We start from the raw sequence: 12,823 nt of genomic DNA on the forward strand, positions 1-12,823 counted from the left end.
GTGCCGACACTTCGGGAGTTTCAGCATCTAACATAATCAGAGCTCTATACTGCATTAGACCCTGAAACCAGTTCAGGGTGACGTAATGATTATAATTCGTCATGCTGAACTTGTTTTAGCATCTGTTCAAATATTTATATAAAATTAAACACAAATCCTGTGTATGAGACCCTGAAACAAGTTCAGGGTGACGCCTAATTTATAAAGAATAAATTACTGGCAATCCCATCACTTAAGAACTTCCCTTTTTGGGTGACAGTAATTGAATCTTCATTTTGTTCCAATAAACCCAATTCAACTTCTTTGGAAGCTTCATTTAAAAAATGAGCTTTATACATATTTCCAAACCGTTCCCCAATCTCTTTAATATTTATACCCCACATCGTGCGCAGTCGGGTCATGACATATTCGTTATATCTATCTATAGTTGAGAGTTCTTCTTTTTCAAAAGGCAGCTCCCCTTTTTCGATAGCTTTTATATAGAGGGTATTATTATTGATATTCCATTTCCTATTTTTCCCATCATAGGAATGTGCCGAAGGCCCAATTCCCAAATAAGGCTTTCCAAACCAATAGGCTGTATTATTTTCAGAGAAATACCCTTGTTTTCCATAATTGGAAAATTCATAATGTGTAAAACCTTCCTCTTTAAGGATTGTAGTTAAAATGTCGAAATGCATCCTTGCAGCTTCATCATCTACAGGTTTCACCTTTCCTTTTTCAATCATTTTCTTAAGAGCTGTATTTGGCTCTATCGTTAATGCATAGCATGAAAAATGTGGCAAACCAAGAGACAATGCTGTTTCAATGTTGGTTTTCCATCTTTCATTGCTCATTCCCGGAATTCCGTATATAAGATCTATAGAAATATTCTCGAAAAATTGCTTGGCCATTTGTATGCTTTCCAAAGCCTCAGTTGCATTGTGTGCTCGATTCATTAGCTGCAAATCTTCTTCAAAAAAAGATTGTACTCCAATACTCAACCTATTTATTCCGGCATTCTTGAAGGTCTTAAGATTCTCTAGACTAAGATCATCTGGATTAGCTTCCAAAGTGATCTCTGCATCTTTCCTCACTTCAAAATTGGCATCTATCGAATCCAAAATCATCTTCAACTCTTCTGAAGAAAGCAATGAAGGAGTACCTCCGCCAAAATAAACAGTATCCAATTGTTTTTCGGGTAACTCGTTCTTCCGAAGCCGTATTTCTTCGCACAACATACCAACCAATTCCCCCTTTTTCTTGATAGAAGTAGAAAAATGGAAATCACAATAATGACAAGCCTGCTTGCAAAAAGGAATATGAATATATAATGAAGACATAGTTTCAATAAACAATGATCAATTAGCAATAATCAATTTTTGATTCTTGTGGTCTTCAAAATTGAAAACATTATTTTGGATAGTTCATCCGCTTTTTCAAACGCATTTTGGAAAGCCTCTAATTCCAAATATTCTGAATCCCGCAGAAGTGACAACTTCTGTACACCCTTCACCCTTCACCCTTCACTCTTCACCCTTCACTCTTCACTCTTCACTCTTCACTCTTCACTCTTCACTCTTCACTCTTCACTCTTCACTATCTACCGAGTTTCTTCGGGTTTTGCTTCACAAAAGAATCCCAACCGGTATAACTTTTTCCAATTTCAACTTTACCAGAATTATAAAAATGGCAAACTGCTGCCGCCAATCCATCGGTAGAATCCAAATTCTTAGGTAATTCCTTAAGTCCTAATAAACTTTGCAGCATCTTGGCAACTTGCTCCTTACTGGCATTCCCATTCCCAGTAATGGCCATTTTAATTTTCTTAGGTAGGTATTCAGTAATAGGCACCTCTCTTGATAAACCGGCAGCCATCGCCACACCTTGTGCCCTACCCAACTTCAGCATGGATTGTACATTCTTTCCAAAAAAGGGCGCCTCAATAGCGATCTCATCTGGATGAAAAGTGTCAATTAATTCTACCGTTCGTTCAAAAATAATTTTCAATTTAATATAAGGATCGGTATATTTTTGAAGCAACAACTCATTAAGTTGTAAAAACTCCATTTTTTTGTTCACCACCTTGATCAACCCAAACCCCATAATAGTGGTTCCGGGATCGATTCCTAAAATAATTCGTTCGTTTTTCAAAAGTGGAAAGTCTTTAGCTCTTACCCATTCTTAATAGTTTGTTTACTTTTGATTGGGCTTTACAAAGCTACATAATTCTGCTTAGCAATTCTTTAATCCAGCGATCTGTAAACATGCAATTACTTATAATTTTTTTGATTGTAATAACCATAAGTTATGTAGCATTGATATCTGCCCTCCTCTTCGGCTGGAAAAGGGTCGAAAAATTTGAATTGAAAGAAGTAGCTCCACTAAACAAATTTTCTATAATAATTCCTTTTAGAAATGAAGCCGAAAATTTGCCGGATCTACTTTATTCGTTATCCAATTTAGACTACCCAAGATCATATTTTGAGATCATTTTGGTGAATGATGAGTCTGAAGACAACTCTGTGCAAGCCTGTTTTCACTTTAAACAATCCCACCCCGATCTGGTTTTTTCTATAATCAACAATAAGAGAAATACAAATTCCCCTAAGAAAGATGCCATTACAACCGCACTTGCATCGTCCAGATTCGAATATATTTTGACCACCGATGCAGATTGTATTGTTCCTCTCAAGTGGCTACAGGCATATAATGAAAGGATCATAGAAACTCAAGCAAGCCTGATCGCTGGCCCTGTAAGTTTCCTAAATGGTCGATCTATAAAGGAAAAATTCCTGAACTATCTGGTTGCATTTCAAGGTTTGGATTTTATGAGTTTGCAAGCAGTCGGGATTGGAGCCTTCGGATTAAAAATACCCTTTATGTGCAATGCAGCAAATATGTGCTATAAAAAAGAGGCCTTTCTTAAGGCCGAGGGATACTGTGGAAATTCAAACATTTCAGGCGGAGATGATGTTTTTTTACTTGAGAAATTCACAGAATTAAATTATCCCGTAACCTTCTTAAAATCTCAAGCTGCTATAGTAAAAACAAAACCTCAACCTTCATTGGAAACTTTATTTTCTCAGCGAATTCGATGGGCAGCAAAGGCTCCGGCTTATAAAAGTGATTTTGCCAAGCTGATTGGAGCGATTGTTTTGTTGATGAATCTGAGCTTAATATTTACAATTATATTGGTACTAATTGAAGTGATCCACTACCAATTCCTGCTATTTAGTTTTGCACTAAAGTTTACTGCCGATCTTTCTTTGCTCTATGTTTCAGCTAATTTCTTTGGTAAAAAATTGGTGTTGAGTCATTATCTATGGTCTAGCCTACTTTATCCATTTTTCTCCACAACAGTAGCCATTGCTTCCTTGTTTGCCGGATTTCAATGGAAAGGAAGATCTTTTAAGAAATAATACCTCTCGATTTTAGCCTGTATTGAGTGCAGTCGAAATAACTCTTCACCCTTCACCCTTCACCCTTCACCCTTCACTCTTTACCCTTCACCCTTCACCCTTCACTCTTCACTGCAAACCTATTCCGCTTTTATAAGGATTGGCATTTTAAAAACAGTCGAAACAGGAATCCCACGTTTTATTGCTGGATATATTTTTGGCAGGGAATCCACACTTTGCCGCACCCATTTATCCAGTTCTGGTAATTGATTGGTAACCATGGAATCCACCCTAATGGAATCTACCACCGGTTTTCCAGATTTGGAGATCTCCAGATATAAAAACAAGGTATCATCTATGGCTTGTGTAACAATGGGTTCTTGTTTTGTGAGATATGCATAAATAGAATTTGCTACGGTTGCCTCAAAACAGGCACGAGCATTGGTAAGATCTGTAATACTTTTACAATTTTCGAAAGCAGGATATTCATCTACTTCCCGCCAATTTAAAGATTTTGATTCTTGACTAAGCACCTCTTCCGAAGAGATTTTTTTGGTTTCAAAATTATTACAACACACCAAAAACGGAAAAATAAGCAGAAGTAATGTTTTTCTCATGCAATTGACTATCTAGGCTATGGAATGTCAAAAATAGTGAATTTACGCAGCTTAGGAAAAACTATTCCCCGTTTAGATGTAATTCTTCTTTAATATCTTTAATTCTAATTTCTGCTAAATGGATCAAACTTTCATTGCCATTTTTAGAATACTTTCCTAGATAGGATTGGTAGTAGTTTAGAACTGCTTTTTTATCCTTGAAAAAATTGTCTGACGCGATGGCCCGCTCGTACAAAGCCCTTTCATTATCTGGATTTTCTTCTAATGCACTATTGAGATATTGAAACGCTTTTTCATAATCCTCTTGAAGCTTGTAAGTTAACGCCAGACTGAGAAATTCCGCATCTACCGGTTGCTTTTTTATTAGCAAGGCCATGAGCAAATGTGTTTCAGATTTTTTTAGATCTCCTGTTCTAGCATATAATTTTCCAAGGTTATAATGAGTGTCTGAATTTCTGTCCTCATAACTTAATGCCAAGTTGTACTGATTGATGGCATCTTTAACATATCTTACCTGATAATAAGAAAACCCCAGTTTGGAATGCACAAATTCATTTCCCTGCCCAAGCTCTAAAAGCTTTTCAAAAGGTGTAATTGCCAAAATATAGGAGTTTTCATTAAAATAAGTTTGGGCAAGAATAGATAAGAGCGAAGGGTTTTTTGGATTAGCCTCCAAGCCTTGTAAGCTTAATGCTTCAGAAACTGGAAAGTCCCTTCTACTTAAGGCATATTTTGACAGTTTGTACAAAGCTTGCTGATGATGGGGATCCAATTCAATCGTTTTTTCGAGAAAACCGATAAAGGTGCTATCCTTTTGCTTTTCCTTAATAGTTCCAAGCCGGTATTGAAAAGTGGCATTTTCAGGATATGTTGTTGCCAGCAGATCAAAGAGGCTATCTGCAGATTTCAGCTCTCCAGCCTTGATTAAAACTTCCCCATATTCTATGGCCAAAAGCAATTTTTTAGGATGCTGAAGAAGAATATCCTTATAGGTTTTTAATGCCGAATCAAGATCTCTTGCAGCCACATAGGATTTTGCTAGTCTAATTTGGGCAGCATTGGATTTCTCCTGAAGGTTTTCCAGTTGCTCAATAGCTTCCGAATAATTACCCACCGCATATAAACTATCTGCAATAGCTAAATTTGGGGTTTGGGCATTTATCTGTAATACTATCAAAAAAAATACGATGATGGTTAGAAAATTCATGAGCTTTAATCCAATAAGCTATCCAGCTGATTAACAATTCGGGGATCTGAAGGTTTCATGGAGAAATTTTTTATAATGTTCCCAAATTTATCGATAAGCACATAATGAGGAATTCCTCCTACAGAATAAGCAGCCTTAAATTCTTTTTCCTTTGACGGGTCATAAAGATGGATTCCATTTAGTCGATGTTTTTCAATTAGTCTTTGGAGGCTCTCCTTTTTACTTTCAATTCCAATGGAAACAAAGACAATTTTCCTGTTTTTATACTTTTTCTGAAGCTTCTTAAAGGCAGGAATTTCTTCTATACAGGGTTTACACCAACTGGCCCAAAAATCTAAATAAACAATATTCCCATTAAAATCTTTAAGAGATACTGGCTCATTTTCCATATTTCTAAGCGTAAAATCGGGAGCCGGTTTACCAGGATAAAGCTCTTTTAAGGCTAAATATTGTTTGGTAATTGCTTCCTTAAATTCATTATCCTGAATAAAAGACTGCGATTTCTCGTAGAATTCCTCCAATTTTTCAAAACTCTTCATAGAAAATACCGCAGAGGTATAAAATGCCACTTCTCTTATTTTAGGGTTAGAAATAGGAAAAGAATCTTGAACAATATATTCCCAGTCATCCACCCCATGATCTTTAGCAACTGCTCCGAAATGAGAATAAATAAGCATTGGAAAAAGACCAACATTTAACAAATCTTCATCATTTATATTAAGCTCTTCTAAAGGATTGGGATAATTCTTAGACGGCAAATAAGAAGTATCTATAGTTTCTCGTGTAAAAGAATAATTTTGAAACTTGTGAGCTTTTTCAACGTTTGCCCAAAGTTTCTCGGTTTTTTGGAGATGTAAATCTATATTTCCATGCTTATTAATTACTCCTAATCGCTGTTTCTCAAGGGAATCAGCATATTTTAAAAATTTTTCTTCAGGAAGTTTTGAAAAATATTGATAGAAGTTATTTCCACCCACCTTTGCAATTAGAGAATCTCTTTCTTTTATATACCTGTTTTCCTGTGCACCTTTTCCTTCGTAACTAATATTTCTATCGTTCAATTTTATTTGAAGGTCATAACCAGGTTTTAGGAAGAGATTTACCTTATTATTTCCGAACTGAAGTAGGTAATGACCTTCAGTTATTTCCAAAGTATCCTTAAAAGTTCCATCCTTTTGCACTTGAATATCCAACTTAAGCTCCTGCTGTTCTTGATATTTAAACCGTGGATTGGTGAAAAGTGTCAAAAAACCGACTCCTTCAGAATCCACTTTTCCTGAAAGAACAACAAATGGATTTACCTCTTTTTTCTTTTTACAGGAGCTTAGGCAAAATATTAAGAAAAGCAAATAAATTAAACGCATGTATTTAATTTTTTAATTTTTTTGACTTAGGCACTTTGTTATTAGTAATAAAGTCATTAAATTAGGGCAAACAACTGTTGAAATTATGGAGCAAAGATTTAAAAGCCTATCTCTTTTCGAGTTTCAGGAACGGTATTCCTCGAAAGGAGACTGCCTCGCCTATTTGGCAGAGCTAAAATGGGGCAACGGTTTTTTATGCCGTAAATGCGGGCATGGGAAATCCTGTAAGGGCGTGCCAGCTGCTTCGCGGCAGTGCACCAGTTGCAATTATACGGAGTCCCCGACTGCCAACACACTTTTTCATATGGTCAAGTTCGATCTTGTCAAGGCGTTCTACATAGTCTATTTCGTGGCCACAAACAAAAAGGGCATCACCTCTACCGAACTCAGCCGAAAATTGGAGCTTAGGCAAAAGACCTGCTGGTCTTTCAAGCGCAAGGTCATGAAGGCCATGAAAAGCTCTGGAGACCACCCCATAACCGGAACCGCCGAAGTGGACGAAACAGTCTTTGGTGGACAGGAAGAGGGGGTGCGTGGAAGAAAAAATGGGAGCAAAAAGCTCGTGGTAGTTGGTATTCAGAAAAAGAAAAAGGGCGTTTCAAGGCTCTACGCCCGAGAGATATCCCATGCCGATGCAGCATCGCTGGGTGATTTCATGAAGCATCATATCGCTGTAGATGCCAATGTGACCACTGACCAATGGTCAGGTTATGGCCCCTTGGCCAAGGTCTTCGAGAATCTAGTGCAGATCCCGTCGGGAAAGAAAGGACCCAATTTCCCCGATCTCCATAGGGCTATAATGAACCTCAAGGGATGGCTCAGGGGAATGCACCACCACGTCTGGGACCTTCAGGACTATTTGGATGAGTACTGCTATAGGTTCAACCGAAGCTTCATGAAGGAAGGAATATTCGAAAATCTTATGATACGAATGGTAAACGCATCGCCATGTCTTATAAAAAATATTAGTAATTAAGTGCCTAAGTCAATTAATTTTAATGAAGTTTTTGAATTTATTGGGAATTAACCTTCAAACTTATTTTATTCATTTACTTCAAAAACTATTGGAAGTGAGTACATAACACCAACTGCTTCTCCTTTTTGTTTACCTGGAATCATCTGGGGTATAGATTTTACTACTCTTATTGCTTCTTCTTTCAATTTTGGATGTGGTGCTCGTGCTTTAACATCTACAATTTCACCATTTTTATCTATTTTAAATTGAACAATAACCCTGTTTACCCCGGTAAGCCCAACTTCTTTTCCCAGTTCACTATTAAAGTTAGCGATTACATGTTCTTGAATTTTTTGGGACATGCATTTCTTTTGCTCTTCGTTAGAAGATAAGCTTTCACAACCCGGGAATAAAGGAACTTGATCTATTACCGCAAACGGGACATCTGCCACTTTCTCGTCTATTGTAGTCGCATCGGAATTATTAATCATTCCTTCTTCCGATTTTTTTAAAGCTGCCATTGTAATTTCAACCATTTTATCCTTTTCTTCGCCAGATATTTCCTTACTGTTATTAATAGTTGTTTGTATCCTTTCAAGTTGTTCTAATAGTGTTTCATCTTTTGCAGAAATTTGTGAATCATCTTGAGTACAGGAAACAATTGTAAGCATTGCCAGCAATACTGGTAGAATGATCAAATACTTAAATTTTGAAATGGTTTTGGATTGTGATTTTTGTAACATAACGATTCGTTTTTTGATTAATGAATGATTGAAAAATTGATTGATGAATGAAATATTTTGGGTATTGAAAGCAGTGTTTAGCAACTGCTCGTAATAACTTCGCTTTTCTATTGTATTTACCACATTGGAGTCTGCAATAAATTCGTGCAAAGTGGCAATCCTATTTTGATATATGTAAATAAGCGGATTGAACCAGAATACGATCTTGAAGACTTCAAAGAAAACCAAGTCCAAACTGTGTTTTTCTTTTACATGAATTAATTCATGAGCCAAAATTTGCTTTTTTTCAGCAGCTAATAATCGATCCCCGAGAAATATCGTTTTATAAAATGTACAAGCTAAATTGGAAGCTGGCACTTCTATAATTCTGTAAGTATTTTCAACTTTGATTAAATTGAATTGGAACAGCTTTCTTAGGTTTAAGAATTTTTTGAAGACAATTCCCAAACTTAAAAGTACTCCGAAGCTATAAATAAGCATCCACCAATTTATAGAGGTTTTATTAGAGGATATATGCACTTCTGGCAAGGTTCCCATAGATTGTTGAGCATTTCCTATAAATACCTCTGGGAGCAAAAAACCATTGATTGCTGCAACAGATTCCTGTGGTACGATTTCATTAAGTGCTGTGATGTTCAAAAATGGAAGCATTAAAGCAATAACCGGACTTAATAAAAGATACCACCTGTTATATCTAAAAAAGGTTTCTTTCTTAAGCAGTAGCTCATATACCAGCAGAAACATCAGCTGAAAAAGTATGATTTGTAGAATAATTGCTGACATCTTAATCCTCTTTGTTAATTTCCTTTAAAATAGCCTCCAACTCTTTAGTGTCCAGATCGTTTTTCTTCACGAAGAAAGAGACCATACTTTTAAAAGAGCCATTAAAATAATTATCCATGAGCTTGTTCATGCTTTGGTTGGAATAAGTTTCCTTTGCTACCAAAGGAAAATAGATATATCCTTTTCCCTCTTTCCGATGTCCCACAAAATCTTTGGATTCCAGGATCCTAACGATTGTAGAAACCGTGTTATATGCGGGTTTGGGCTCTGGCATCTCTTCGATGATCCCCGCGACATTCCCTTCTTTAAGTTGCCATAAGATCTGCATGATCTCTTCTTCGGCTTTGGTTAATTGTTTCATTTTTGGTTGAATAATATTGAGCTAATATAAAACTAAATAATTAGTTGAACCAACTATTTAGTTAAAATTTTATTTTTTTAGAAATTGCAGATAAATTTTTCAGGATATATAAAATAGTGCATTGTCAAGATTTAATTCCAACAAGAGGATAAACCTGAATGTTCGGTTAAAGATCAAAGACCGCTCCACTTTTGGAGACAAGAACCAAGACATGATTTTAAAAATATTGTTCCTCTAGTAAGAATCCCAAACTGAAAACCGCCGTCATTCTGTCCCGACCGTTCGGGAGTTTCAGAATCTCATTTTAAGCCAAATCAATACCCTACTGAGACCCTGAAATAAATTTAGTGTGACGAAGAACTAAGCGGATATACAATATTTAATTTTTAAAACATTTTAAAACTATATTTTAGCTGAAAAATAAAAACCTATGGACCTAATTTTAATAATAGTTGGGGGAATTCTAATGATAGTGGGAATTCTAGGTAGTTTTCTGCCGGTTTTGCCTGGAGTACCTATAAGCTGGCTAGGTCTTTTGGTGTTGCACCTTGCTCCTTCCATTCCCATAAACTATTGGTTGCTTGGCGTCACTCTGGTTATTGCCATTCTTATTTATGCACTAAACCTTGTTATTCCGGCAATGGGCACCAAACGATTTGGAGGAAGTAAATTTGGGATGATAGGAGCAACTATTGGTTTAATAGTGGGATTAATAACTCCTATCCCCTTTGGTGTTTTAATTGGTCCTTTTGTAGGCGCATTTATTGGGGAAATTATCAATAAAAGCAATTCCAGGTCGGCACTTAAAGCTGCCTTTGGGTCTTTTATTGGATTTTTGGCATCGAGTTTTATGGAGTTTGTAATTGCCTTTGGCTTTTTGATACTCTACGTTTATAAGGTTTGGGAGTTTCGCGACTTGTTATTTCCTGTGGGTTCCTTCAATTAAACTGGATGTATTGAAGAAACTTTTAATATTCAGCTGAAAAAAAATAATTGCGTAAATCTGTTTTTATCCTAATAGTTCTTCGCCAGCCTGAGATCAGTGAAAAAGAAAATCAAGATGAAGCCATTCCTAAAAACGAAAAATACCGATTTTTAAGGCTTGGAAAAAAATTACTCCTGTTACTATAAAAATGTAATTCCAACCCCTATTTGTATTAAATTTATTCGATTTTTAAATAGTTTAAAATGAAAAAACTACTCCTCTTTCTATGCGTAATGGCAGTTTTCTTTTCTTGTAGTTCTGATTCGCCAGATGAAGAACTGCCAGAAATTGAAGATGCCTTTAATGTAAGCCTTACCCCCTCACAAGGCGAGGTATCCGTGGATGTGCCATTTATCATCAAGGTACAATCCAATGAGGCCATTTATGAGATTACGAGGCTAAACGAAAATATCACCCAAAGTATTTCTGCAGCATTTCCTGACCAAGGGCTGGACGATCAATATATGAATTTGAACATTCACTTTGAGGAACTTGGATTACAGAAGCTAACCTTGGAATTTACCAGCATCAGTGGAAAAAAAGTTTCAAAAGTATTGAATTTCGAGGTTGTTCGTGGAAATGCAATTAAAATAACCGGTTTCAAGATCAATTCATTTTATAATATGCACGGCACTTGGGATCAAGAATTTGCCAGTGACGATCCCAATAGGTTGGCCGATATAATTTATGCATTTCAGAAATTAAGTACCACTCATTTTTCTGATCCCAAACAAAATATGAGACGCTGGTATCTTTCTCCTGTTTACCCAAATGAGCAGCAACTGGAATGGGACCTCTCCCAAGAAGGGCTTTATATCTCAGATCGCTCTATACTTGAATTTGGCATAGGCGATGATGACGGAAACGGGATTGGAGAAGATTTAACCCGCAGTTACCAAGGATTAAGAATTCGTTTAAACGATTATAGGGATACCAAACCTGCCCAGATCAATCTAAGCAATGAGGAAGCAGGAATCGATATAAGCTTGGAACTGGAATGGCCCTAAACTGAAAAAAATTATATAGGTCAGTAGTTAATTGCATACGATTTGTTTGTGGTATACTTTATCTTTTTTGACCATTTTGGTTATTAGATTATTGAAAATTGTGGCTTTGCTTTGTGTGCGATTGATTCTAAAACAAAACTCATTAAAATATCTATTGATGTTGAAATCACTCACCCAGGAATAGGTTGTTCTTATCCAGGACTTGATCTGGTGAATCATGGTATGAAGGGCTTTGAAGTTTAAGCCACCGTTGCTATCGATCTGGGTGATATCATAAGCCTTGGCAATGGGTCGGTATCCTCTCCATTTATCTGTTGTTATTTTCGCATCACGGCTGATATGATTGACAAAAATATATTGCAGGGATCTGGCCGAAAAATCATCGATACGCATGGCGTACATTCTCTTGACCTTGCCATCATCCGTTAGTTCAACAGCTGTTATTGCTTTCTTTTTACGGGCTTTATAACTTCGGCCAATTTGTTCTTTCTCCCGTCCACCCAGAACAAACTCATCGACGTGGACAGTACCATCCATCGGGTGGTTGCCACTACTTTCCATGGCTTCCCGAACTTTGTGCATAAACAGGCGGGCTGTCTTTTCTGTCACCCCGAAACGCACAGAAACATAACTCGCCGAAAGACTTTTGGTACTGGTAGCCATCTCGAAGACGATAAAAAAAGCCTTGCGCACACCAAACTTAACTTTATGGAAAAGCGTATTGGAAGTAGCAGACTCCTGGTGTGAACAGATATTGCATGTTCTTGAGAAATCCTTTCTTACCTGGGATTTTTTATGACCACACTTATGGCACTCAAAACCATCATTCCATTTAATCCCGGACAAGTATTCTTTACAATCTTCATCCGTTTTGAACCGATCAGAGAACTCTAGGAGATTTTGACCCTTGAAAACATTCATGTTATTCCTAATTTCATTGACTTCTAAGATATGAATTTAAATACTGACCTCTAAAAAATTATATTTTCATAAATTAGGTAGGGATCAAAAACTTTTCAAGGATGTTATAAAAGAAAAAAGCCCTTTTCCAATAATAAGGAAAAAAGCTTCTCATTGGTAAATGTTACAACAACATTTAAACCACGTTGCCCCGACTACTCGGGACACACAACACAACTTCGTTATACTTGCTAAAAAAGCTCCAATTTCTTGAAGCCTCTTCATTTCTTCTCCCGACTTCTATCGGGATTGCGGTCTGGAAGAGACTCGAACTATTTGTCCTAAAGCCCCACAGCGCTATATATTTCAAAACCTGTTACTCTATGTTGACGATTTGTGAACTTTCGTTTGATATTTACTAGTCCCACTTAGTTTAAATCGCAGGCAAATATAAGTATTTTACTGAATTAATTTTATGTAGGTGAAATTAATTCCAATTCAATAAAATCAATAGATATTAA

At 36.5% G+C, this 12,823-nt stretch carries 12 protein-coding genes; 4 read left to right on the plus strand and 8 right to left on the minus strand.

Annotation, left to right across the window (positions count from 1 at the left end):
* Positions 1 to 194 precede the first annotated feature (194 nt).
* Entirely contained in the window at positions 195 to 1,322 is a 1,128-nt protein-coding gene (hemW, locus tag JM83_RS03660) for a radical SAM family heme chaperone HemW (RefSeq protein WP_144959467.1), read from the minus strand.
* Between the two features lie 256 nt (positions 1,323 to 1,578).
* Positions 1,579 to 2,133 carry a crossover junction endodeoxyribonuclease RuvC gene (ruvC, locus tag JM83_RS03665; RefSeq protein WP_144959468.1) on the minus strand — a complete coding sequence of 185 codons (555 nt, stop codon included), beginning with the start codon at positions 2,131 to 2,133 and terminating at the stop codon, positions 1,579 to 1,581.
* A gap of 113 nt (positions 2,134 to 2,246) precedes the next feature.
* Here ruvC and JM83_RS03670 point away from each other — a divergent pair, with 113 nt between their 5' ends.
* On the plus strand, positions 2,247 to 3,401 hold the full coding sequence (locus JM83_RS03670) for a glycosyltransferase family 2 protein (protein ID WP_144959470.1): 1,155 nt from the start codon (positions 2,247 to 2,249) through the stop codon (positions 3,399 to 3,401).
* A gap of 119 nt (positions 3,402 to 3,520) precedes the next feature.
* Here JM83_RS03670 and JM83_RS03675 read toward each other — a convergent pair whose 3' ends face one another.
* The 3 genes from JM83_RS03675 to JM83_RS03685 form a co-directional block, all read right to left on the minus strand.
* Positions 3,521 to 3,997, minus strand: coding sequence for a hypothetical protein (locus JM83_RS03675; protein ID WP_144959472.1), 477 nt, complete (start codon positions 3,995 to 3,997; stop codon positions 3,521 to 3,523).
* A 61-nt stretch (positions 3,998 to 4,058) separates the two neighbouring features.
* Positions 4,059 to 5,204 (minus strand): tetratricopeptide repeat protein, encoded by a 1,146-nt coding sequence (locus JM83_RS03680; protein WP_144959473.1) that lies wholly within the window; start codon positions 5,202 to 5,204, stop codon positions 4,059 to 4,061.
* A 5-nt stretch (positions 5,205 to 5,209) separates the two neighbouring features.
* Positions 5,210 to 6,568 carry a TlpA family protein disulfide reductase gene (locus JM83_RS03685; RefSeq protein ID WP_144959475.1) on the minus strand — a complete coding sequence of 453 codons (1,359 nt, stop codon included), beginning with the start codon at positions 6,566 to 6,568 and terminating at the stop codon, positions 5,210 to 5,212.
* Positions 6,569 to 6,653: 85 nt separating this feature from the next.
* Between JM83_RS03685 and JM83_RS03690 the strand changes: the two genes are divergently transcribed.
* Positions 6,654 to 7,544: an IS1595 family transposase gene (locus JM83_RS03690; protein ID WP_144959476.1), complete on the plus strand. Its 891-nt coding sequence runs from the start codon at positions 6,654 to 6,656 to the stop codon at positions 7,542 to 7,544.
* A gap of 65 nt (positions 7,545 to 7,609) precedes the next feature.
* Here the strand turns inward: JM83_RS03690 and JM83_RS03695 are convergent, their stop codons facing one another.
* Both JM83_RS03695 and JM83_RS03700 read right to left on the minus strand, forming a co-directional pair.
* Positions 7,610 to 9,049 carry a M56 family metallopeptidase gene (locus JM83_RS03695; protein WP_144959478.1) on the minus strand — a complete coding sequence of 480 codons (1,440 nt, stop codon included), beginning with the start codon at positions 9,047 to 9,049 and terminating at the stop codon, positions 7,610 to 7,612.
* 1 nt (position 9,050) lies between these two features.
* Positions 9,051 to 9,410 (minus strand): BlaI/MecI/CopY family transcriptional regulator, encoded by a 360-nt coding sequence (locus tag JM83_RS03700; RefSeq protein ID WP_144959480.1) that lies wholly within the window; start codon positions 9,408 to 9,410, stop codon positions 9,051 to 9,053.
* Positions 9,411 to 9,840: 430 nt separating this feature from the next.
* Between JM83_RS03700 and JM83_RS03705 the strand changes: the two genes are divergently transcribed.
* Together JM83_RS03705 and JM83_RS03710 are read left to right on the plus strand one after the other, a co-directional pair.
* Positions 9,841 to 10,356 (plus strand): DUF456 domain-containing protein, encoded by a 516-nt coding sequence (locus JM83_RS03705; RefSeq protein ID WP_144959482.1) that lies wholly within the window; start codon positions 9,841 to 9,843, stop codon positions 10,354 to 10,356.
* A 242-nt stretch (positions 10,357 to 10,598) separates the two neighbouring features.
* Complete coding sequence (locus tag JM83_RS03710) at positions 10,599 to 11,402, plus strand: hypothetical protein (RefSeq protein WP_144959484.1); 804 nt, start codon at positions 10,599 to 10,601, stop codon at positions 11,400 to 11,402.
* 27 nt (positions 11,403 to 11,429) lie between these two features.
* Here JM83_RS03710 and JM83_RS03715 read toward each other — a convergent pair whose 3' ends face one another.
* Complete coding sequence (locus JM83_RS03715; RefSeq protein WP_144959485.1) at positions 11,430 to 12,323, minus strand: IS1595 family transposase; 894 nt, start codon at positions 12,321 to 12,323, stop codon at positions 11,430 to 11,432.
* Positions 12,324 to 12,823: the final 500 nt, after the last annotated feature.

This window comes from Gillisia sp. Hel_I_86, from assembly GCF_007827275.1.
Classification (GTDB): domain Bacteria; phylum Bacteroidota; class Bacteroidia; order Flavobacteriales; family Flavobacteriaceae; genus Gillisia.